Annotated in this window: 15 protein-coding genes; 8 read left to right on the plus strand and 7 right to left on the minus strand. The window is 53.7% G+C overall.

The window, feature by feature from the left end; all coding sequences use genetic code 11:
• Positions 1 to 65: 65 nt before the first annotated feature.
• Positions 66 to 2,198: a VIT and vWA domain-containing protein gene (locus K0H63_RS17025; RefSeq protein ID WP_220065702.1), complete on the minus strand. Its 2,133-nt coding sequence runs from the start codon at positions 2,196 to 2,198 to the stop codon at positions 66 to 68.
• 235 nt (positions 2,199 to 2,433) lie between these two features.
• Positions 2,434 to 3,174: a helix-turn-helix domain-containing protein gene (locus K0H63_RS17030; protein ID WP_220065703.1), complete on the minus strand. Its 741-nt coding sequence runs from the start codon at positions 3,172 to 3,174 to the stop codon at positions 2,434 to 2,436.
• 319 nt (positions 3,175 to 3,493) lie between these two features.
• On the opposite strand from K0H63_RS17030, the gene K0H63_RS17035 reads away from it, so the two are divergent.
• From K0H63_RS17035 to K0H63_RS17045, 3 genes are all read left to right on the plus strand, one after another.
• On the plus strand, positions 3,494 to 6,916 hold the full coding sequence (locus K0H63_RS17035; protein WP_220065704.1) for an MHYT domain-containing protein: 3,423 nt from the start codon (positions 3,494 to 3,496) through the stop codon (positions 6,914 to 6,916).
• Positions 6,916 to 7,902, plus strand: coding sequence for a response regulator (locus K0H63_RS17040; RefSeq protein WP_220065705.1), 987 nt, complete (start codon positions 6,916 to 6,918; stop codon positions 7,900 to 7,902). Before K0H63_RS17035 ends, K0H63_RS17040 begins: the two co-directional genes overlap by 1 nt.
• A gap of 193 nt (positions 7,903 to 8,095) precedes the next feature.
• Entirely contained in the window at positions 8,096 to 9,721 is a 1,626-nt protein-coding gene (locus K0H63_RS17045; RefSeq protein ID WP_258405608.1) for an MFS transporter, read from the plus strand.
• A 120-nt stretch (positions 9,722 to 9,841) separates the two neighbouring features.
• On the opposite strand, the gene K0H63_RS17050 is transcribed toward K0H63_RS17045, so the two are convergent.
• Together K0H63_RS17050 and K0H63_RS17055 are read right to left on the minus strand one after the other, a co-directional pair.
• Positions 9,842 to 12,133: a carboxypeptidase-like regulatory domain-containing protein gene (locus tag K0H63_RS17050; RefSeq protein ID WP_220065706.1), complete on the minus strand. Its 2,292-nt coding sequence runs from the start codon at positions 12,131 to 12,133 to the stop codon at positions 9,842 to 9,844.
• A 366-nt stretch (positions 12,134 to 12,499) separates the two neighbouring features.
• On the minus strand, positions 12,500 to 12,973 hold the full coding sequence (locus K0H63_RS17055) for a LabA-like NYN domain-containing protein (protein ID WP_220065707.1): 474 nt from the start codon (positions 12,971 to 12,973) through the stop codon (positions 12,500 to 12,502).
• Positions 12,974 to 13,724: 751 nt separating this feature from the next.
• On the opposite strand from K0H63_RS17055, the gene K0H63_RS17060 reads away from it, so the two are divergent.
• The 4 genes from K0H63_RS17060 (at position 13,725) to K0H63_RS17075 (ending at position 18,908) form a co-directional block, all read left to right on the plus strand.
• Positions 13,725 to 14,612: a Tim44 domain-containing protein gene (locus tag K0H63_RS17060; RefSeq protein ID WP_220065708.1), complete on the plus strand. Its 888-nt coding sequence runs from the start codon at positions 13,725 to 13,727 to the stop codon at positions 14,610 to 14,612.
• 714 nt (positions 14,613 to 15,326) lie between these two features.
• Positions 15,327 to 15,938 carry a hypothetical protein gene (locus K0H63_RS17065; protein WP_220065709.1) on the plus strand — a complete coding sequence of 204 codons (612 nt, stop codon included), beginning with the start codon at positions 15,327 to 15,329 and terminating at the stop codon, positions 15,936 to 15,938.
• Positions 15,939 to 16,155: 217 nt separating this feature from the next.
• Positions 16,156 to 16,878: an NYN domain-containing protein gene (locus K0H63_RS17070; RefSeq protein WP_220065710.1), complete on the plus strand. Its 723-nt coding sequence runs from the start codon at positions 16,156 to 16,158 to the stop codon at positions 16,876 to 16,878.
• A 254-nt stretch (positions 16,879 to 17,132) separates the two neighbouring features.
• Positions 17,133 to 18,908 carry an AIPR family protein gene (locus tag K0H63_RS17075; RefSeq protein ID WP_220065711.1) on the plus strand — a complete coding sequence of 592 codons (1,776 nt, stop codon included), beginning with the start codon at positions 17,133 to 17,135 and terminating at the stop codon, positions 18,906 to 18,908.
• Between the two features lie 601 nt (positions 18,909 to 19,509).
• Here K0H63_RS17075 and groL read toward each other — a convergent pair.
• Positions 19,510 to 21,147: a chaperonin GroEL gene (gene groL, locus K0H63_RS17080; protein WP_220065712.1), complete on the minus strand. Its 1,638-nt coding sequence runs from the start codon at positions 21,145 to 21,147 to the stop codon at positions 19,510 to 19,512.
• A 55-nt stretch (positions 21,148 to 21,202) separates the two neighbouring features.
• On the minus strand, positions 21,203 to 21,493 hold the full coding sequence (locus K0H63_RS17085) for a co-chaperone GroES (protein WP_203325018.1): 291 nt from the start codon (positions 21,491 to 21,493) through the stop codon (positions 21,203 to 21,205).
• Positions 21,494 to 21,721: 228 nt separating this feature from the next.
• Here K0H63_RS17085 and K0H63_RS17090 point away from each other — a divergent pair, with 228 nt between their 5' ends.
• On the plus strand, positions 21,722 to 23,089 hold the full coding sequence (locus tag K0H63_RS17090) for an MATE family efflux transporter (protein WP_220065713.1): 1,368 nt from the start codon (positions 21,722 to 21,724) through the stop codon (positions 23,087 to 23,089).
• A gap of 233 nt (positions 23,090 to 23,322) precedes the next feature.
• Here K0H63_RS17090 and K0H63_RS17095 read toward each other — a convergent pair whose 3' ends face one another.
• On the minus strand, positions 23,323 to 24,255 hold the full coding sequence (locus K0H63_RS17095) for a LysR family transcriptional regulator (RefSeq protein ID WP_220065714.1): 933 nt from the start codon (positions 24,253 to 24,255) through the stop codon (positions 23,323 to 23,325).
• Positions 24,256 to 24,262: the final 7 nt, after the last annotated feature.

Below are 24,262 nucleotides of genomic sequence, written 5' to 3' on the forward strand. Positions count from 1 at the left end.
TCTCGCAATGCCAACCCCAAGGTACCAAAAAAGGCTGCCCCCATGAATGAGTGCAGCCTTGAAGCTTAACGGCTTGGCTTAACGGCCACAAGCCGCACTGCGCCCAACAGCAAGAGTGCCAGCAGTGTCCACAGGCCCATACTGCCTCCGCCTCCTCCACCGCCTGAGTGGGTGGGTTGGGGCTCTGAGAACATGGGGTTCTGCTTGTCGGCGCGGGTGGGCGCCGGGGGCTGAGTTTCCCTTGTCTTGCGCGCGGCCTGCTCTTTACTCACACGGCGCTGATTGTCCCGCTCGATACCGAGCTGGCGGAAGATATCCTCTTCCACCACCAGCAAGGAAGTGTAATCGGTCAGCAGCCCATACTCGATGGCGATGTCCTCAATGGCCTTTTCCTTGTCTCTGTCTTTTTGCTCCAGGTAGTCCATCTGCTCCTGCAGACCATTAATGGCCGAGAAGGCCCACATACGCTCGAGTTCGGGATAATCCAGCGCAGTCTCAGGCAGCATCACTGTGGTGCTGTATTTGCGGGACTCTCCACCGATGTCCATGGTCAGGGTGAGTTTGGCCTCACCTGGGGCAAAATAATGGCCGAACAGCACCAGTTGCTCACCCCGGTAGAGGCTGCCTATCTCCTGTGGTGTCAGGTCTTTAATCTTCACCCCATCGATATCAAGGCGAATATTGCGATAGGCCTGGTGAGTCAGCTTGCTGGTGATATTCATCAGATGGCCAACCATGTCATCGGCGTTGGACACCGAGGTCGCGACACCATTGGATAAACGGGTCATGGGCACCAGCAGGGGCGTGTTGGCACTGTTGCCCATGATAAAGGTGAACAGGCGAACATCCTGTTGTTGCATCAACTCAAAGAAACGGCGTTTTTCGGTCACGCCCACATTGGCTACCCCGTCGGTTACCAGCACCACGCCAGTGGGTCGGTCGGCATCCAGCGGCGTCAGTGCGCGCTTCAGGCCCTGATAGAGGTCTGTGCCATTGCCGGGACTGATGCCCTCAACCCAGGCCAGAGCCTGGTTGATGTTATTGCTGTCCACAGGCACAAAGCCCTTGCTGAATTCCTGAGTGCCCTCATCAAACAGAATAATCCGGAACCTGTCCTGCGCCGGCAGTTTACCCAGCCCCTGACGCACGCCTTCGACCAAGGTGGCATACTTGCCATTCATGGAGCCGGACTTGTCCAGCACAAACACCCAGTCCCGCCCCTCGGTCACCGGCCCCAAATCATCACCGGGGGTAAAGGTGAGCTTTACCGTGCCCCTGGTCGAGGCCTTGGGATCGCGGTAGGTCACCATATCCACCCGGCCTGGCAAACCTTCCTGCAGACGCCAGTAAAGAAGAATGTCTTTATCGAGCCTCATGGCTTTGTGCTGATGCTCAGCTCCGCTCTCCACGGCCACAGCGGCGCTTCCGACGCTTTCGTTGGCAGCAGCGCTTTCAATGGCACCTGTGTCAGGGCTGCCCGCCTGATTTGTCAGGCTAGCGAGCCACAGGGCAGCGCCTGCCTGCATCTCCTGATGTATCTCTACATCCGGATGGGATGGCAGTCTCATACCATCCACAGGGTAAGCCGAACGCAGAGTGACATTAAAAGAGAAGTCCTGCTCTACCACTGGGTTGCGCTGCCAAAAGCTGTCGCGTGCCTCATCCACACCGCCCTCTTCCAAAGGATAGAGATACCGGCCAACGCCGTGGTCCAGCAGAGCATCCTGCATATACACCAGCCGAACCTTTACCGACTGCAGGGGTTGCACCGGAAACACCCGCATATCAAAGTGCTTGTAGTCGTCCTTCTCAGTCAGGGCGGTGGCATTGCCCTGAGCCTTCTGGTCCTGGTAAATCTCCCGGGCCTTCTGTTTTGGCACCGCCTCGGCAATCACGGGCACATCATTGATCCAATAGATAAACTCACCAACCACGGCCTGCTGTGGCACCGGGAAGGAATAGAGGGCTTCCAGTGCATCGGAATTGGGATTGTAAAAGGTTTGCTCGATGGCGGTGGTGGCATAGCCATCCTGGATAACCACATCCACATGGTGAGATTGAATTTGCATGTCCTGGTATTGGCTGCCGACAGGTTTCAACAGCCCAGCCGCCCCCGCATCAGGGCTAATCCAAACCAGCCCCACAAGGGCAGAGCCCAGACACATGGTGCGAAACATTTGCGTTAATGGGTGACCCATTTTTGCCTCCTTCGTCCTGAGGAAGAGAGTGACCATCACTCCCGAAGGAGAGCTTGCACCCAGAGGCAAAAGCAAAAAAGTAACATGGCGAGAGTGGCACTATGCGCACCTTCGGGTATCGCGGAATGCCACTTTTGTGGCTGTCAGACACTGAAACCTGCCCCTGAACCATGAAATTGAACCAGGACATTGAAATCAGAGGCAGCAGGAAGAAGGCAGGGTGTGAATGCTTAGCCTATTCCCTGGTGCTGAACTCTTCAAACAGTGGAAAGTGCCAGCGGCGGATGGCGATGATCATCGAGGTGCCGTGGCGCTCCTGCATCGCCAGACTGTCATCGTTATCGCAGGCCTGATAAAACTCGTTCACCAATTTCTGCATACGTTGTTGAAACTTGTGGTTGCTCGGCACCGACATCAGGCCCGTGCTCATCATGAGTTTTTCATCGTCAGCGGCAAAGTCGGAGCGGAAAAAGGTACGTATCACCTGCTGCTGAAAAAACTGCTGAATGGGGCCTCCCGGGATCCAGGCAAAAGACGCAGACAGCTTCAGCTTTATCCGGTTTTCGGGCAAAAGCTCAATCACTTTAAGCCTGTCCAGCTGAGCCAGCTTTTGAATGACCTGAAATTCGCTCAGGTTGTACTGGCTGAGAATGTGTTCGAAGCGGTAGCCGTTGGTCACACACACGGCCACCAGCAGCAGGGCCTTATCGGCGACCAACTGTTCTTCCTGGGCCCAGGTCAGGGCTCTGAGCTGTTCCCGTTCATCGGCCACCAGCCTGAAGAGGGCGGGCAAGTCCATCTCCAGTAAACGGCAAACCATAGCCAGACGCTCCAGGCTCAGGCTGCCGCCATTGGCGAACAAGCGTTTTACCGACGCTTCACTGAGGCCAAGCGTACTGGCCACCTGCTGATAATGAATGCCCCTGGCCCTGAGCTGCTTTTTCAGCACCTGAACAACCCTGTCCGACTCCGTCATTCCCTCTCCTCCCTGATGCCACGACCTTACTGATGCAAGCCACTTTGTTACCCATGCCTGCCCACTCAACATAAGGCAGCGGGCCGCCGACACGCAATCCGGGCCGCAGCGTTTTTAAACCGGCGACCGCTGAATATACTGCCTTGCCGTTGCCTGTTTTGCCATTAATGGCTAATGTAAGCAATTGATGCACTTATTTATCAACACCCCGCCAGGACGGCAGGACTATGCCGGCCACCTCTGAGAACCTGCAGCCAAACTTGCACTCCTGTCGCTGCCGGTCTCTGATTGAAGTAACCCACAGACACATGAATTCCCTATGCTGAATTGGATAGTCACCCAGTTTAATATCCCGGAGCAAAGCACCCTCATCTACGGCAACTACAGCATGCCCATGGTGTTCACCTCGGTGCTGATTGCCATCTTTGCCTCCTTTATGGCCCTGCACGTGGCCTATCAGGCCGGGCTCACCCGCTCCACCAGACGCAAACACATATTGCTGTTTATTGGCAGTCTGGCGCTGGGGGTGGGCATCTGGTCGATGCATTTTATTGGCATGCTGGCATTTGATTTATGCACCCCGGTGCAATACGGCAAAACCCTGACCCTGCTGTCAATGCTACCCGGCATCGCCGCGTCCTGGGTGGCGTTACACCACATTCAGCGCCACCCCAAGGGCCTTAAGCCTTTGATTATCGCCGGTGTGCTGGTGGGTGCTGGCATAGGGACCATGCACTACAGCGGTATGGCAGCCATGGAAATGGCGCCGTCGCTGCGCTATAGCCTGCCCATGTTTGGCCTCTCTATTGTGGTGGCAGTGAGTCTGGCCATGTTGTCGCTGTGGGTACGCAGCGGCCTTATCAGCCGTGGCAGCAATCAGCTGTGGCGCGCCAACCTCACCGCCAGCATAGTCATGGGCAGCGCCATTACCGGCATGCACTACACCGGCATGGCGGCGGCCCGCTTTGTTAAACCACCGGGCCTCGAGCTGAGCCCCCAGCCGCCGGAAATGTCCTTTTATCTGGCGCTTGGGGTGACCACGGCGACCCTGGTGATGACCAGTCTGGTGCTGGGCCTGAGCCTGATTTACAAGTACAAGGATATTTCCCTGCGCGCCTCAGAAAGCAAGCGCCGGGTACAGGCCATCATGGAAACGGCCATCGACGGCATAGTCACCATCGACAGCCACGGCATTATCACAGACGTTAACCAGGCCACCGAAAAGCTGCTGGGCTGGCGCGCCGACGAGCTGATTGGCCAAAACGTCAAGGTACTGATGCCAGACCCATTTCATTCAGAGCACGACGGTTACCTCGCCCGCTATCTGGCCACAGGCGAAGCCCGCATCATCGGCAAGGGCCGCGAAGTCGAAGCCATACACAAAGACGGCCACAAGATTGCCATCCGCCTCGGGATTGGTCATGTCAAAATGGCCGAAGACGACTTCTTTGTGGCCTTTATCTCCGATATTCGCCAGCGCCTCAGCATGGAAATGGCACTGCGGGAAAACGAGCAAAAGTTCCGCTCCCTCATCGGCAACATTCCCGGCATCGCCTATCGCTGTAAAAACGATGAACATTGGTCGATGATCTTCATCAGCAATGCGGTGGAAAAAATCACAGGTTACCCGGCCGGCGACTTTATGTTGCCAAGCCCCAGGCGCAGCTTCAGCGACCTGTTCCACCCCGACGATTTGGAGCACATCAACAATGCCGTGCCGCCGGTGGGCGCCTTTAACCTGGAATACCGCATCATCCACCGCAATGGCGACATCCGCTGGATGATGGAGTACGGCAACCATATCCGCGATCAGCAAAGCGGTGAGATGTATCTCGACGGTTTCATCATGGACATCACAGAACGGCGTCAGATGGAGCAGGAACTGCTGGAGGCCAAGGAAACCGCAGAAGCCGCCGCCACCGCCCGTGCTGCGTTTCTGGCCAATATGAGCCATGAAATCCGCACTCCCATGAACGCCATCATAGGTTTCAGCGACATACTGCTGGAAAGCCAGTTTGAGCCCGAAAAACACCGCCATCTGAAAACCATCAACCACGCCGCCAAGTCGTTGCTGCACCTGCTCAACGACGTGCTCGACAGCGCCAAACTCGACAAGGGCAAGCTGGAGCTGGAAATCCGCGACTTTTCGCTGGTGCAGGAGCTGGATGAGGTGATTTCCACCCTCTGGTTGCAGGCACGGCGCAAGGGATTGCAGCTCACCATGGAGGTTTCACCCAAGCTGCTACCCTGCTACGCGGGCTCCCCAGAGCGGATCCGTCAGGTACTGACCAACCTGGTCAGCAACGCGGTCAAATTTACCGAAAAGGGCCAGGTCAGGCTCACCGTCAATCCGGGCAAAGGCAATCTGGTGGACTTTGTGGTAGAAGACACGGGCATAGGCATGAGCCCGGCACAGCTTGATAAGATATTCGACCCCTTCACCCAGGCCGACGCCTCCATGAGTCGCCGCTTTGGCGGCACCGGCCTTGGTACCACCATCAGCAAACAACTGGTCGAGCTGATGGGCGGCCACATCAGCGCAGTGAGTGAGCTTGGCAAGGGCAGCCGTTTCAGCTTCAGCCTGCCGCTGAATCCCGGTGTGTGCGACGATCTGGTGCCGCTGGAAGACCATATCAGCCTGCCGCCAATGACAGTATTGGTGGTGGACGATATCGCCCAGAATCTGGAGCTGCTCTCTACCCTGCTTGGGCGTGATGGCCACAGGGTCATTACCGAGCGCGACGGCCAGCAGGCACTGGCACGCATGGCCAGCGAACCCGGCATCGATTTGGTGCTGATGGACGTGCAAATGCCGGTGATGGATGGGTTGAGCGCCTCCAGGGCGCGGCGCGACACCGAGCGGTGCGAAGGGCTGGCGCATGTGCCCATCATCGCCCTCACCGCCAGCGTACTGGAAGACGATCGCACCGCCGCCCGTCAGGCGGGCATGGATGGCTTTGCCAACAAGCCCATCGACTACCCGCTGCTGTGCGCCGAAATCGCCCGGGTACTGGGCCTTAAACATGCCCCCATAGAAACAACCACACCCCAAAGCCAGCCGGGTAAGCTTATCGATGAGAAAAAAGGCATGGATCTCTGGGGCTCCCGCGACAGCTACTACCGTCAGTTGGCGCTGTTTGTCGAGGAGCAGGCTGCGCAGTTTGAGCAGCTGTCCCGGCAGTGCCATGCCTGTGACTGGCCTGCGCTCAAGCAAACGGCCCACGGTCTCAAGGGCGTGAGCGCCAACCTGTCCCTCACCCGGTTAAGCCGTAATCTTGAAAAACTCGAGTCGCTGCTGGCAAGCCACCCCGAGCAATGTGCCCTCTTTGTGGCCCCCATTCAGCAGGTGTTCGCCGCCGTAAAAGCCGAAGTGCAAACCAATGGCTATGGAGAGGCATCGCCTGCCGCTCAGGCACAGGCGCGTACCAGCTCGGATAACGAACGGTGCGGCGCCGAGCTTATGCCACTGCTGGCAAGCCTCAAACAGCAAGCCGGTGACAACACCCTCGATGAGCCGCTGCTGGAAAAACTGTTAAGCTTTGAAGAAGGTACTTTCGGCAGTCAGATACGCGCCATCTATCAGGCGTTGAACGACTTTGAATTCAGCGAGGCCGAACAGCTTATCGACGCACTGCAACATGAGATTTCGGCCTCCCTGGCCTCAAATCCGACAGCAGCACAGTCGGCAGAGCCCCAGGCGCAAGACGCAGCACAACCGAGAAAAGGCACAAAGGAGCAATGATGCAGGATCTTAAGCCCCTCATCCTGGTGGTAGACGACGAAGCGGCCAACTTGAGGGTCCTCAAACAGATACTGCAGGATGAGTATCAGCTGAGCTTTGCCAAGAGCGGCCAGGAAGCACTGCGACTGGTGGGACAAAAGCGGCCCGACCTTATCCTGCTCGACATCATGATGCCCGACATGACAGGGCTGGATTTGTGCAAAATGTTGAAGGCCAATGCCCAGAGTGCCGCTATCCCGGTGATCTTCGTTACCGCCCTGAGCGACGAAGCCGATGAGGCAACAGGTTTTGCCGCCGGTGCCGTGGATTACATCACCAAGCCGGTATCCAGTGCCATTGTCAGGGCGCGGGTGCGTACTCACCTGTCGCTGGTTCAGGCCGAAGAGCTTAAGGTTACCCGGCTTAAAATCATCCAGCGCCTCGGCCGCGCCGCCGAATTCAAAGACAATGAAACCGGCATGCACGTCATGCGCATGAGCCACTATGCCAAGGTGCTCGCCCGGGCCTACGGCCTTGGCGAAAGCCATGCCGATATGCTGCTGCACGCTGCGCCCATGCACGATATCGGTAAAATCGGCATCGCAGACCATATACTGCTCAAGCCGGGCAAACTCACCGAAGAAGAGTTCGAGGTGATGAAAACCCACCCGCAAATCGGCGCCGACATCATCGGCGAAGACGACTCATTGCTGATGCAAATGGCCCGCACCGTGGCCCTCACCCATCACGAAAAATGGGACGGCAGCGGGTACCCCAATGGCCTTTCCGGCGAGGCTATTCCGGTGGAGGGACGCATCGTTGCCATCGCCGACGTGTTTGATGCCCTCACCAGTGATCGTCCCTACAAAAAGGCCTGGAGCATTGAAGACACACTGCGCCTGATGCGGGAGCAAAAAGGCCGCCACTTCGAGCCCCTGCTGGTGGAGCTGCTGGAGCAACACCTCGACACGATCCTCGACATCAAACAAACCTTTGTGGACGAATAGCCCGGGCACACTTATCACCGGCCTGGGCGCCGCCCCCATCCTCTGAACCCCTCGGTGCCATAAAGGTGGTGGCGCGGGCGGCACAAAAATCCCACTCAAGATGGAGACCCAGCTCCCTTTTCTGTATGGATTCCAACAACCTGATGGGGCATTGTTGTTATACTCTCGTTGGCATTGTGACAAGGAGTAGTAGATGACCAACCCACTGCGGACCTTTGCGTCCCTGTACAGCACCACCCTGTTGACTGTGCTGGCCGGGGGCCTGTTGACCACCTATCTGGGCCTGAAGCTGTCGGCCATGGAGGTGCCCCAGATTTGGATTGGCGCCATGATGTCGGCCTACTACGCCGGGCTGGTGGCAGGTTCCAAGATTGGCCACCGGCTTATCGCCCGGGTGGGCCATATCCGCGCCTTTGTGGCCAGTGCCGGGATAGTCACCGCCTCCGCCCTGGGTCATGCCCTGGTGGACGACCTGTCGATTTGGATTGTGCTGCGCCTCCTGGTCGGCCTTGGCATGATGTGCCAGTACATGGTGCTGGAGAGCTGGCTTAACGAGCAGGCCGACAACAGCCAGCGCGGCGCCGTGTTCGCAAGCTACATGATTGTCTCTTATCTGGCGCTGATTTTGGGTCAGGGCGCCATCAGCCTCTACCCGGATTTGGGGCTGGAGCCACTCCTGCTTATCGCCATTTGTTTTGCCCTGTGCATAGTGCCCATCGCCCTCACCCGCCGCATTCACCCGGCGCCCCTGGTACCCGCGCCCCTGAACGTGACCCACTTCTTCAAAAAGGCGCCCCAGGCACTCACCACGGTTGCCATTGGCAGCATGATAGTAGGCTCTTTTTACGGTTTGGCCCCGGCCTATGCCAGTAATCTGGGGCTGGACCCGCAGCAGGTGGCGAGCTTTATGACGGCCACCATAGCCGCAGGCCTGCTGGCCCAGTGGCCCATGGGCAAGCTGTCGGACAAGATGTCCCGCAGCCGATTGATTCGTTCCAACTGCCTGCTGCTTGGGGTGCTCACCCTAGGCATCGCCATTACCCCCTATCAGCCCACGGTGGCACTGGTGATGACCTTCCTGTTTGGCATCCTCGGTTTTACCCTGTATCCGCTGGCCACGGCGCTGGCCAACTCACGGGTGGAGCAAAGCGAGCGGGTGGGCCTGTCTGCCACCATTTTGCTGACCTTCGGCCTTGGCGCCTGTATTGGCCCCCTGATTGCCTCCACCCTGATGCAGTGGCTGGGCAACAGCATGCTCTACGGCTTTATGTCGGCCTGTACCCTGGTGCTCTTTGCCGGGCTTAACTACATCAATGCCCGTCAGAAAGCGGAAGAGCCTTCCAGTAATGACTACATCATGGCCACCGGCGACCTGGTGTCGTCACCTCTGGCCGCCGCCCTCGACCCCCGGGTGGATATCGAATCTGTGCAGGAGCAGATGACTCCTACCCTCGACACGGGTGCTGATGCACAGGATGACGCGGACGCCAAAGCCGATAAGGATATTGAAGATGCGGCAGATAACGAGTTCGACACGCTCACGGATGATAACCAGAACGCCCCGGATGCCGATGACTCAGAAGATGATGGCTCCGAAGATGATGACTCAGTAGCCGCCGGCGACATGGATAGCGAGGGCGCGCCCACAGCCTTTATCCGCGAGCAGGACTTTATCGCCGAGCCCGAGCCTTCGGCCGAGTCAGAAGATGCCATCCGGGAAACCATGCAAGGCTCGGCCGCAGCAAAGGAAACATCGGGAGCAAACGAGCCGAGCAACGACATCATCGACAAGGCGGCTAACGAAAGCAGCAAACCATAAGCTGCAAACCTTAAGCTGCAAACCTTAAGCAGCAAACTGTTCGCTGCCTGGGCTAAATACCGCCTGACACCCAGCCAATAAAAAACCTCGCCGCTGCGAGGTTTTTTATTGGCTTATGTCTCAACGGGCCACGTTGGTGTAATCCGCCATATCCCGCTCACGCTCTATGTTGATACGGGCGGGAATAAAGGTGCGGTAGCCGGGGGCACGACCATAGACATCACCATCCCGCACCTCTCGCTCCACCACATAAAATACCCGGTCGCCATCAATCATCTGACTGTTGATGGGATACCAGTAGCGCTCGGCGAAGGGAAAGCGCGAGATACGCACATAGTCGGCGGTCACCGCGTAGGGCACAGGTGCATCCTGAGTAAATGGCACACTGCTGAGACCATCGCCGTCGGGCGCACTCCAGTCGCCAATCGCATAGGTGTTTTGCACCTCACTTGCCCCAAACTGCCAGCCCCAAAGACGCTGGTAATGGAGCAGCCCCATGGCATCCACCGAGCCCGGCAGCCAGCTGTTGATTTCCCCCACCCAGAAGTGGCTGGGAGTGCTTGGCTGCAACCCGGCGACACCGAGCTGCAAATTGGCATCGCCTTTTATCCAGATGTCGTACACCGCAAAGCGCTCACCGGCGTTTTCAAACACAGAGAAGACCCCCAGTTCGATGCCGAGCTTATCGAGGATCTGGCTGGTTTGGATCATGCCATCGGGGTAAGTAATCACTAACCTGCCCGCGCCGTCCACCACCCAACTGGCATTCACATTGGAGATTTTGCCACTCACGCTGCCATCGGCCACAAACTGCATGGCATCGGCGTAGGCGGTGTGGGGGAACACATAGTCGTCATACACCCTTTCGCCGTCGGTGTAATGGTACTGCCCCGCCCACAGGCCGGAGACGCAGGTATCCCCCTCGCTGCAGCCACTGACAAAGGGAATATTGTTGATGTCGTAGTTGGCGCGGAAATTTTCGTTGCCGGATTCCAGCACCAGCTTCGGCTGGGCAATGGTGAGGAATGAGCCATCACTGAGGGGAATGGGCGGCGTGGAGAGCTCACTGCGCGACTCCACCGACACCACATCCACCAAACTGCCATCCACCACCCGGGTGTAGGCTCGCTGGGTCAGGGTGCGATGGGTAATAAAGTTTTCAACCGCGCCGCCCCCGGCATAATAGGCATCGATTTCCGCTTGATTATCGGTCACATACTCGATGCTGTCCGACAGTTCCTCGGTCACCAGTGGCGCGCTGTAGCTCACCTCGATACGACCACTTACCACGGCCCAGCTGAAGTCCTGACTGATGGGCTGGCCGTTCCACTGCTGGAAGCTGAGCGCCTTACCTGTCATGCCCACATTGTCAAACTCCAGCGCCGAGCCGCTTCGGGCCAGATACCCGGGGCTGGTGGTGCTGATAGCGTAATAGAGGCTTGGCACATCGGCAGCGCTGAAGCCTGCCACCAGTTCGCTGTCGGCGAGAATATCCGCAAGCGCCTGCTCCAGCGCCTCAGGCGGCGTGCTGGCCACAAAGGTATCCACCGCGCCCTCATCGGCAATAAAGTCGAGAATACTGTCATAGCCTTCCGGCAACTGATAGCCGGGGTCATCCACAATCAACTTGATGATGGCCGCCAGCTGAAACAGCTCAGTGGCATCCACCGCGGTTTCGGCCTGCTCCAGCTCCGCCAGGGTACTTGGCTGCTCGCCGCCATTTGCTTCCAGCACCAGGCTGTACTTGGCGGTGGTCACGTTGGTCACATTGATGGGGTCATCTTCACTGAGCACCTTGGAAAAACTGCCCACCAGATTGACAAAGTCGATGCTGTCGCCGGTCTCGGCATTGGTGGCCGACGATTCAATCAGCAGCAGCTGCTCTATGTTGGTGGTGAGCACATCCAGGCTGTAGGCGCCGTTTTCATCCGCCACCGTGGTAAAGGTGTTACCGTTCAGGGTGACAGACACAGTGGCGTAAGGAATAGGCTCATCGGTGATAAGCCCCGTAATGGTGGCAGCAAAGCCGCCGCAACTGGTGGGCACATTTTTCACATCGGCAACGGCCATATTGGCGGTGTCGCCATTGACCACAATGCCCACCTGACAGGGCAGAAACGCCAGGCTTGCGGCATCGATTTTACTGTGGATTTGTTTGGGGGTTTGAAAGGCACTCAATACAAAGCCCGGATTGGCCGCATCCACAATTTCGATATAGGCATCACCGGCACTGTCTTGCCCGTGGTGATGACCATCGATTTTGGCTTTTACCGACAGCTGGTTGCTGTCGGCATCAAAGTGCACATTCTGGATTTTGATTTGCTCGGCGAGCGCAGCGCCGCTGAATGCCAGGCCCGTACAGAGTGCCAGCGCACTGAGCCCACTGACAGCTGAGAGTGATTTGACTTGCATACTAAATTTCCCTTTTTCGTCTTTAAATAAGATCCCGTTAACCAGACGAATGCAGGTCAGAGTTTGGCGAACGCATCCTGCTACAACAACCCCGCTCTACCTTGGCCAAGGAGAACGGATAAGGGTAGACAATATCGGGGGGATTGCCACTTTAGGGTTAGAGCGTAAAACTTTCGTCTGCCCCACGGCTTACGCTTGAGGCGTGCCCCCTCTGACGCTTCGGGTAAACATGGCCACTTACGGCCAAGGGCCAACGCCAAATGGAGATCAAATAAGAGAAGAGATCAGCAAAGCGAAGCCAGTTCCAGCATGGCCAGTATCCAGGGTAGCCATTTCCAGCGTAGCCCTTTCCAGCGTAGCCATTATTTAGAGAAGCAAGGACTCATCTATGGGATGAAAGCGGCTCGCCGCCTCCATCAGGGATTTTGCGGTGAGCGCAGGCACGCCATACACCTCGGCTTCCACGCCGTATTTTTGCCTTATCTTGTCAAGCAAGAGCGCAAAATCCCCATCGCCGGACAGCAGTATCACGCAATCCACCTCGGGCGCTGTCTCCAGCACATCTATGGTGATCCCTACATCCCAATCGCCCTTGGCCGAGCCATCGCTGCGCTGAATAAAGGGTTTAAGCTTAAGCTCAAAGCCTATATGCCTTATGGCGTCCTGAAACTTTAACTGGCCATCGTCGCCGCGATGAATGGCGTAGGCAAAGGCGCTGACAATCTCCCCCTCGCCACTCAGCTGCTGCCAGAGCTTGCGATAGTTAAACTGGCGCTGATACGCCTCACGGCAGGTGTAATAGATGTTTTGTACATCGACAAACAGAGCGATTTTTTTCACGGGCGATTCTTATAACAGGCCAATTCATAGTAAAGACGAGCAGGCTTTCAGCATTCGGCTGTCAGCGGCGAGACTCTGCGCACTCTAGCACAGCTAGAAACTGATGGCGCGCACCGGACAAGCTGCACCTGCTTTAATCCACAGGCCTCAACACAAACGACAGCAGTCAGCCCTACGCCTGTGGCTCGCCAAAAAAACACTCGATTTCGCTGGTGCCACAGTATTATTGATGCGCGTTTTTATATTTTCTGGCTAATATTCCAGGCATTCATCCAGGTTTAATTTAATAATCCAGGTAAGAGGTTTTATAATCACAATTCTGACTAAAATTAAACCAACTGAATACACAACACCTTAATAGCACGATAAAAGTTCAATACGCCATAAAGAGCTTGGCGAGCCACTGCATCTTAATAATTAAAAATACAATAACCCGATACCATCAATTAATAACAACTTGATAAAAACCACAAAATAAAGTCGGTATCACGCTGATATTAATGCATTTTCTATTGCGTTTACTCTAAATACTAAATACCTGCAACCTTGATAGCTTAAAAAAGACGCAGCACGACTCAGGCACTTTACCTTACTGGTTTAAACACCCTAAAGCTTAAATAAATCTTAAATTAAACTGCAGGATTTTTAATATTCAGCGCCTTCTTATTAATGCAACTTTTATCACCATTGACATGAACTAACATGACGCTATGATGCCTGCCATTCGGTGATTAAAATAGAGATGGAATAAATGAAAAAGTTATTCATTATGCTGGCGATGTTTTTTGCCGTCAGCCTGGCAACCAGCCCCGTGGTGGAAGCAAAGAAATTCGGCAGCAATAAATCTGCCGGTAAGACTCAGGAAACGGCACAGTCGCAGCCTGCGGCCACCAATACCACTGCCACCAATACCACTGCTGCGCCTGCCACGGCAGCACCTGCGGCTAAAAAAGGCATGATGGGCGGTATGCTCGGCGGCCTGCTGGCGGGTGGCTTACTGGCGGCACTCTTTATGGGCGAAGGTTTTGAGAACATCCAGATTATGGACATAGTGATCATCGCCTTGCTTGCCTTCGTGCTGTTTAAAGTCATCCGCATGCTGATGGCCTCCAAAGCACAGGCGCAGCCAAGACCAGCCTATTCAGGTGTAGGGCAAGCCAGCGCCGCGCCTGGCCAGAACCTTTATCGCCAGCAGTCTGAGCCTGCCGCCTTTGGTGGCCATAGCGGTAACAGCGGTTTTGCCCAGCCCCAGAGCACAGTGCCATTTCATTTGCCGCCGGGTTTCGATTTAGCCGCCTTTTTGGAAGGCGCCCGCGGCCACTACAAAACCCTGCAACAGGCCTGGAATGAGGGCGATCTGAACAAAATTCAGGAATACGTGTCGATTGAGCTCTTTAACGAACTCAGCCAGCAACGCCGTGAACTCGATGGCCAGCAGCACACCGAAGTGATGTTCCTCGACGCCGAACTGGTGCGCGCCACCTACAACAACGAGCTTGCCGAAGTGAGCGTAAAATTCAGCGGCCGCTACCGCGATGCCGTTGAAGGGGTAGAAGAAGACATCAAGGAAGTCTGGCATTTGGAGCGTAACCTGACTCAGGCCAACGCACCTTGGCTGATTGTGGGCATCCAGCAATAAAAGCGCGCAGTAGCATGCTCTTTGCCACACTGTGACACCAAGCAAAACCCCGGCACAGTCCGGGGTTTTCTTTTTACGGCCCGAAAGTCGATAGCAGCCGTTTGCAGAGCTGCCCTATCTCAAGGAAGGAAGAAAGAAACAAAGAAAGAAGCAAGCACTCACCAGCTCCTTATCTGCTTCGTGATTTACCGCAGCCAACACTTGCCTGCTAAAACACCATACGGTAGTCTGGTTCGGCTGTTTGATTGGCGTACTTTCAGCCGATAAGCGTATGATTATCAAAGTAAGCTTTAGCAGTTGCTGAATCATGGCGCGAGCCACACTGGCATAGGGCGCTCACGCGCTGCTCTGTACTAAACAGGGCACTGCAAAACAGCGCAAAACATACTCAGCACAACAATGTGGATCAGGGAAGAGACGCAACACCGTTAAGACGGCACAGCAAGGAAGGCTTTCACTTAGGTAACCCCTCTTCGATTCCCCTCCAATTTGTCGCTACAGGCATCGGTGCATTTTTTGACCTCAACCAAGGTTTAGCCACCGCCAAGCTGTTAGCTTTGATGTTGTTTTAAAAATGTTTTTTTGATGAAGGTGCGTTTCACAGACGGAATGCGCCGTGCGGTAGCTATGGCTGGAGATAAGGATTAGCGTCCAAATTGCAGTTACATGAAACTTTTGGATGTCCAAACGATTTACTAACCAAGGAGAAATACCATGGCATCTATTCGCCAGCAGTTGGTTGAAGGAGTCAAGAAAGCAGCAAGAGAAGCTGTCGACAAAACTGGGTGTAGCGTGAATGACCTGCCGGAGTATTTCATGGCTGTAAAGGTTGCTGACCATGTTTACGAAACCATGCAGACATACGCGTTTACAATGGAAGATTCATTCCAATCTATATGCGATGAGGTAGGTATCGAGGAGTTACCGGAAGAGTGCCGTGGCAATGGCCGTGCCGACCTGGTACTACGCAGCGTCAAAACCCGCCGTGTGCGTCATGTGGTCGAATTCAAGCGAAGTATCAAGAAGGCAGAACTCAAGAAGGATGCAATTCGTCTGGCGAAGCTTTGCCAGCATGCGCCGAGCCAGCATCGGATTGAAAAGAACTTTCTCGTGGCGGTGACCCACGCTTCTGACGATCTCGCAATTGCGAGAGAAGATGAAATTAAAGAATGGCTTGCCGACTCGCAAATAGATGATGTTGCAGTCAAAGCGATCGAGATCGACTTGAGCGACCACAGCAGCACTAGATTTAAGCGTACCGGAGAGATCTCTGGCCGACCTTTGGTTGGTCGACTCTGGCAGTTCAAATACAACCCCGAAGGCTGAAAGCCACTAGATGCCGCTAGGAAGACTCATACTCCCTAACGGAAGTGTCATGGAAGATTTGTGGGAGTCTCACAACTCTTCGGCAGAAGTAATCTTTGGATAAATATTATTCAAAGTATGCTCACATAATTCTTGCTGATGTTTTACTCCATCTAATTGCGCTGATATTAGACAGCGTAATATTTTGATGTGGCAACTTAAAATAGAATTTAAACGTATGCGAAAACAAAATCTTAATATTGCAGTTTATATCGACATGGAAAATGTTGCTTCATCGGAGTTCATATTAGAGGATGTAATGAATTCATTCTTAAGCACGGATGAAGACTATAATTGTATTTTTGCAATAAAAGCAGCTTATGGGAATCAAATTGTAGCTAAAAAGAATCTTAAAAAACAAATAGTAGAACATAATTTTGTCATTGTTGATACACCAAAAATTGGAAACGAGAAAAATCGTGCGGATCTGCTGCTAAGTCTAGATGCTTTTGAAAGCTTATATTTAGACAATCCAAGAATTGATCGATATTGCTTTATGACAAGTGATGCAGATTTTACCGTCGTTGCCGATAAACTTAGAAAGTTTGGAAAAGAAGTTTGGTTAGTTTGTAAGAAATCAGATAAAGACCGTGCCATTCTTACGAAATCATTTGATAACTTGCTTTTCCTAGAAGATTTCTGTGCTGAAACAACACCAAAAATTGCTAGCAAAATTGAGCGACTATTTGTGCAAGCAGTTAGAAATATGAACCAGAGTCAATTACCAAGCAATGTTTCAATTGCAAATGACAAAATGAAAGCGATTGATCCTAGTTTTAGAATAACTAGCACTGAGTACAAATCTTTTATGAAGTTAATAAAAGATATGGAAAAGAAGGGATATATTAAATCAGAAACTCTTGCAACGGGTGAAAATCGGATTGTCGAAATATTAGTTTAAATACGAATCATTGTAAGTGTCAACATTCTTTAGGCAGGTACTGATATTGACACTTGGAGATGAAAAACAAAAAAGACGGAACACACAACACTTTTACTGAAGACTACACCAGTCCCTCGCGAGACTTAGACTTACGTCGTTTAGTGTTGTGGGTGTCCTCACTCTTTCCGTTAACAAACAAACTTTAAATTAAAATTTACATTATATCGCGTGATTGAGCAATCACTGCCATCACGAATTAAGAAGAGATTTATATGCCATACACACACTTGGATGACAGTACCTTTTGGGTCGCTTTACAGCAACGAGATGATTTACAAAGTCATGGAAATTTGAATGCTGCATTATATGCCATTGAACTTCATGGTCAGTACGACGACATTTGTACTGTAGCTACAGAAATAATTACTGAAGGAGGGGATGATGAGAACATCGACATCCTGTTTACGGATGAAGATAATAGCCGAATTTACTTAATTCAGTCTTTTCAATCTCCACAACTAAGAGTTAATGGTGCTAGACCAAATAAAGCTAGAGATAGTAGCTATGCTGTCACAGCACTAATTGATTTAGAACTCTCTCACATTCCTGAAAGAATCAGAGGGCAGGTAGAAGAAGCCAGAAAAGCAATTGAAGAAGGGAACATTAATACTCTTCATGTCTGGTTTTTAAATAACTGCCCAGAAAACTCTGAAAATCAGAGGATTATGAAAGGCGTTGGTTCAAGCGCTGCTGCAACATTGAGAACAAGATACCCGGAAGTCCATGTTACCGTTGACGCAAAAGAGGTCGGATTGGAGAGCTTAGACTTGTTATACCAAGCTCAACAGAACTCCATTCTGATTAATGAGACTATTGAGTTACAGGAAAACCCCGGATTTTTAGAACACACCGATAATGGCTGGTTGTCTTTTAGCACAAGTGTGAGCGGGAATTTTCTTAAAAGAATGTACAATAAGTTTGGCGAAGAAAAATTGTTCAGCGCAAATATTCGTGGCTACATGGGAAGTAATAAGAAAGATCAGTTCATTAACGGCCAAATTCAGCATAGTGCCGAATCTGAGCCAAGAGATTTCTTTGTCTGCAATAACGGAATAACAGCATTAGTACATGACTTCAATGTCGCATATGTAGGTGATGACCAAAAGCTTGGGAAGTTACTTAACATTACTGGAATATCTATTGTCAATGGTGCTCAAACCACTGGATGCCTATCTAACTTAGGTTCCGATATTGATGAAAATGTAAAGGTGGCAGCGAGATTTATTAAAGTTGATGATACAGACAAAATCGAAAAAATAACTAAGGCAAACAACTCTCAAAACAAAGTATTGGCTTCTGATTTTAGAGCTGGCGACGCAACTCAAGAAAGATTGAGACAAGAATTTTTAACAATTCCTGACGCACATTATAGCGGTGGCTTAAGGTCACACTTGGCTCCTGCCGTTAAAAGAATATCCCTTTCGCCTGAAACTGTAGCCCAAATATTAATTGCGTATCATGACCATCCAAATAGCAGTTATCATGAGAAAAAAGACATTTGGGAAAACGACTCTTTATATAAGAAGGCCTTTGATAACACGGTAACTGCTGGTCACCTGTTATTTTTGTACACTCTTCATGAGGCTATTAATGAGGTAAAGGCTGACTATGGCTCTAAGTTCAGACATGGCAACCTCATATCTACTGATGAATCCAAACACGAGTTCCTTCGTATGCCCGGCGTGTCCTTTATCATTATTCATGCTGTAGCGTCGATAATGGAAATGATCCTAGGTGGACCTATCGCCAATCCATATACATTGGCCTTTAGAGAAAATGTTAGTAGAACTGATGCGATAGCAATGTGGAAGTTGGTAATTAACCAAGTAATTAAAAGAACATCACGTCTAATGCCGGCCACAAAGAATCGACTATCACGTCGCCAAGATATCACTGACGCAATCAATGCTTTCCGAGAAGATATGGACATGTTCAACGAAAACTTTGGTGAGTGGTTTGGAGACTTCAAAGAGTCTTTGGACTCTTGATATCGAAAAGTTTAGGACATTGCTGGAGGCTACACCAATCCCGCTCTAAGCGGCCGCGGGGCGTTTAAGCTTATGGCGTAGCCGAAAGACAGGACATCCAAAACACTTTTGCCACGGAATACGCCAAAACCGCTCGAAGCGGCCGTAGGGTGTTGCTGAAAATGGCGTAGCGAGGCATGGACGCCGAAGCAGCGCCAGTCGAATCAGGGATGAGCGTCTGGCGCGTTAGCCAATTTTCAGCATAAGCCCAAGGGGACGTCCGCTTCGCCGCGGGCGCCCTTTGGAGTGCAGAGGGCTTTGGGCGAGCAAAGCCTTCTGCCCGGAGGCGGGCTGGAAGGCCGCGACTTTTCGCCGCTGAAAGCGGCTCTCATTGCCAGTAAGCCCACCGCAGGTGACTAATCAAACCCAACGCCGGAAGTCATTCCCCCCCCAAACCACTCCCCCGCCCTCTGCAGAAACCTCTGAAATGGAAAAGGCCCGCATTCGATACGCGGGCCTTTTCCTTTCTTGGAATAAACAAAACCCCGGAACAAGTCCGGGGTTTTGTTGTGGTCTCAGAGAGACCAAGGCAACCGCCTTGATCAATCTGCGGCGAGGCAGATTACATCATGCCGCCCATACCGCCCATACCACCCATACCACCCATATCAGGGGCATCGGCCTTCGGCAGCTCGGCTACCATGGCTTCGGTGGTGATCATCAGACCGGCTACAGAGGCTGCGAACTGCAGCGCTGAGCGGGTTACCTTGGTTGGGTCCAGGATACCCATTTCCAGCATGTCGCCGTAGCTGTCGTTACCGGCGTTGTAACCGAAGTTACCGGAGCCGTTCTTCACAGTGTTGGCCACTACAGAGGCTTCTTCACCGGCGTTGGTGGCGATTTGGCGCAGTGGGGCTTCCATGGCGCGCAGGGCGATAACCACACCGTGCTTCTGATCTTCGTTGGCTACTTCAACGTCGCTGATCTTGGAAGCAACGCGTACCAGGGCTACACCGCCGCCTGGAACCACACCTTCTTCAACGGCGGCGCGGGTGGCGTGCAGGGCGTCTTCAACGCGGGCTTTCTTCTCTTTCATTTCCACTTCGGTGGCAGCGCCAACCTTGATAACGGCAACACCGCCGGCCAGCTTGGCCATACGCTCTTGCAGTTTTTCACGGTCGTAATCGGACGTGGTTTCTTCGATTTGCTGTTTGATCTGACCCACGCGAGCCTTGATCTGCTCCTCGGCACCGTTGCCATCGATGATGGTGGTGTTGTCCTTGGTGATCACAACGCGCTTGGCAGTACCCAAGTCTTCCAGGGTGGCTTTTTCCAGCTCCAGACCGATTTCTTCGGCGATAACAGTACCACCGGTGAGGATGGCGATATCCTGCAGCATGGCCTTGCGACGGTCACCAAAGCCTGGGGCTTTAACGGCAGCAACCTTCACGATACCGCGCATGTTGTTCACTACCAGAGTGGCCAGGGCTTCGCCTTCCACGTCTTCGGCAACGATCAGCAGTGGCTTGCCGGTCTTGGCCAGACCTTCGAGGATAGGCAGCAGTTCGCGGATGTTGGAGATCTTCTTGTCAACCAGCAGCACGAATGGGTTGTCCAGTTCAACAGAGCCGGTTTCAGGCTTGTTGATGAAGTAAGGAGACAGGTAACCGCGGTCGAACTGCATACCTTCTACTACGTCCAGTTCGTTTTCCAGCGCCTGACCTTCTTCAACGGTGATAACGCCTTCTTTGCCCACTTTTTCCATGGCGGTGGCAATGATTTGACCGATGGACTCGTCAGAGTTGGCAGAGATGGTACCTACCTGGGCAATGGCCTTGGAGTCGGCACATTCCTGAGACAGGGCTTTGAGTTCGATAACGGCGGCGGCAACGGCTTTGTCGATACCGCGCTTCAGATCCATTGGGTTCATGCCCGCGGCAACGGCCTTCAGACCTTCGTTAACAATGGCCTGAGCCAGTACGGTAGCGGTGGTGGTGCCGTCACCGGCAGCGTCGTTGGCCTTGGAAGCCACTTCCTTCACCATCTGGGCGCCCATGTTCTCGAACTTGTCTTCCAGTTCGATTTCCTTGGCCACAGACACACCGTCTTTGGTGATAAGCGGCGCGCCGAAGCTCTTTTCCAGAACCACGTTACGGCCTTTGGGGCCCAGGGTCACTTTAACGGCGTTGGCCAGTACGTTTACACCGGCCAGCATTTTTACGCGGGCGTCGTTACCAAATACAACTTCTTTAGCTGCCATGTTCGATTTCCTTTAAATACTTTGCGTTAGACTGAAATTTCACAATTTGAGTGGATTAGCCCACTACAGCCATCAGATCCATTTCGGACAGGATCAGTACTTCCTGACCGTCGATTTTTTCTTTCTTCACGCCGTAACCTTCGTTGAAGATCACCACGTCACCCACTTTTACATCCAGAGGACGTACGGTGCCGTTTTCCAGGATCCGGCCATTGCCTACCGCCAGCACTTCACCACGGGTAGACTTTTCAGCCGCGCTGCCGGTCAGCACAATGCCACCAGCTGAAGTGGATTCCACTTCCAGACGCTTAACGATTACGCGGTCATGTAATGGACGAATATTCATCTATGGATTCTCCTAAAGATTTTTTGCCCAGCAATGAGGCGGTTATGTGTAGAAGGCCACCCACCGGCAAGGCGAGCGGCTTGATGAGTACCATATGGGGACAGGGACGCGCGGTCTCAAGGGGGATTTACAAAATTTTTTGGATTTTTTTGGCCTGGATTTCCATCCCCGGGCGTCATTCCTGCTAGAATCGCGCCTCGAACCGCAAGAAGAGATGACCCGGCCCCAATGAAAGACAGACACGGCCTTTTAACAGCACCCATAGCAGGTGTGCTTTTAAAAATGACCCTGCCCAACATGCTGGGGATTTTAACCATACTGGGGTTCAGCCTGGTCGATACCTTTTTTGTGAGCCAGCTGGGCACCGAGGCCCTGGCCGCCATCAGCTTTACCTTCCCCGTTACCCTGGTGCTGTCCAGCATTGCCGTGGGCATAGGCGCCGGGGTGTCCACCAATCTGGGCCGTTTGATTGGCTCGGGCCATGCCCCCGATGCCAAGGTGTTTTTGCACGACGCCCTGCTGCTGACCTTTGCCATCGTAGGTGCGCTCGCCTCATTGGGGCTGATGTTTATCGACCCCCTCTTCAGTCTGCTGGGTGCCAACGAACAAAGCCTGCCACTTATCCATGAATACATGCTGGTGTGGTATCTGGGCAGCCCGCTGTTGGTGCTCTTGATGGTGGGTAATCAGGGGCTGCGCTCCACCGGCGATACCAAGTCACCGGCCAAGATCATGGCCCTGGCCGCCATCATCAACCTGATTCTTGACCCGCTGCTGATTTTTGGTTTGGGGCCTTTCCCACGGCTGGAAATTCAGGGCGCGGCCATCGCCTCTGTTATCTCCTGGGTGCTGGCGATGTCGCTTTCAAGCTACCTGCTGATTGTGAAGCGGCACATGCTGGCGCTCACCGAAATCGCCTGGCCGAGGCTGAAAGACAACTGGCGCAAACTGGCCCATATCGCCCAGCCTGCGGCGCTGATGAACCTGATGAACCCCATTGCCAATGCGGTGATCATGGCCATGCTGGCCCGCATCGACCACGGCGCTGTGGCCGCCTTCGGGGCGGGCACCCGGCTGGAGTCTGTGCTCTTGATTGTGGTGATGGCGCTGTCATCCAGCCTGATGCCCTTCGTGGCGCAAAACCTCGGCGCCGGGCAGCACCAGCGGGCGCGGGACGCCCTGATGATGTCGCTGCGCTTTGTGCTCTTGTTTCAGTTTTTGCTGTATCTGCCCTTGCTGCTGCTGGCAGCGCCCATCGCAGGCCTGTTCAGTGATGAGCCCAAGGTGGTGGAATGGCTGACGTTTTACATTATCGCCCTGCCCGCCGCCTATGGTCCGCTGGGGGTGGTAATAATCACCGCCACCGCCCTCAATGCCTTCCACCGGCCGCTGGCGTCGCTGATTATCAATGTGTGCCGCCTGTTTTTGCTGATGCTGCCCCTGTGCGCCCTGGGGTCCTTCCTCTATGGCGTAAAAGGCCTGATGGTGGCACTGCCGGTAACCAACGCCCTGATGGGCATGGCCTGTTACTACCTCGCCAGCCGGGTGACAGAGCCTGACAATGTGCCGGGCGCGGGCGCGAAGGCGAGGAGCTAGGCCCTCGTCGACCGGCTACCGACTGCCTATTCCCTATTCCCTATTCCCTATTCCCTATTCCCTATTCCCTATTCCCTATTCCCTATTCCCTATTCCCTATTCCCTATTCCCTATTCCCTATTCCCTATTCCCTATTCCCTATTCCCGATTCACCATTCCCGATTCACAACCCACCCTTCACCATCCCCCTCAGCGCCCTGGATTCCGGCCTTTGAATGCTTATCGGGCGCCAATTAACCTGGCTCGACGGCGCTGCGCATCGACATGGGTTTGCCGTCCGGTGTCAGCTCCTGCAGAACAAAGTCGATAAAACGGCGACACGCCTGACTGACGAAGCGCCTTGACGGATACACCAGAAAGCACTCGCCCACATAGGGTTGGAAATCCGGCAACAACTGCCGCAGTTGTCCCGTGGCCAGATAGGCGTCACACATTTCCGCCGGTAAATAGACTATGCCCTTGCCCAGCAGGGCATACTCCCTCGTCAATACCAGATTGTTGGTGCAGAAGTTGCCCTGCACCTTGACCTTGACCACCTCCGGCCCCATGCCCACCTCAAATTCATTGAATATCCGGCCGTTGACCAGCCGATACAGGGCGACATTGTGGTCGGCCATATCGCTTAGGGTATGGGGCTCGCCGCAGCGGGCCAGGTATTCCGGGCTGGCAAAGAACCCCAGCTCTGTGGTCAGCACAGGTTTTGCCACCAGGTCCTGCTCTTCGATGGAGTTTTCAATCAGAAAGGCCACATCCAGGTGGGCTTTGACCATGTCGACTACTTCGGTGCTGTCTATCACTTCTACCGTCAACCTGGGATGCAGCGCCATAAAGCGGAAAATCAGCCGGTTCAGGATAGCGGTTTCAGGCAGGGGGAACATCTGGATCCTCAGGTGACCAGTGAGTTCGGCATCATCCCCGGTCAGCTCGATCAGGGTCTCATCCAGTTGTGAGAGTATTCCCAGAGACTTTTGGTAGAAGTGAGTTCCGGCGGCAGTCAGGCTGATGACCCGGGCCTGGCGATGGAACAGCTTGACCTTAAGCTCTTCCTCCAGGCTTTGCAGACGCCTGCTCAGGGTGGACTTGGGCAGGTTGAGCAGGTCCGCCGCCGCCACCAAACTGCCGGTCTCAACGATGCGGTGGAACAGGGCAATATCTTCGGTTTTCATGTTTCAG

The organism is Shewanella zhangzhouensis, assembly GCF_019457615.1.
Classification (GTDB): Bacteria; Pseudomonadota; Gammaproteobacteria; order Enterobacterales; family Shewanellaceae; genus Shewanella; species Shewanella zhangzhouensis.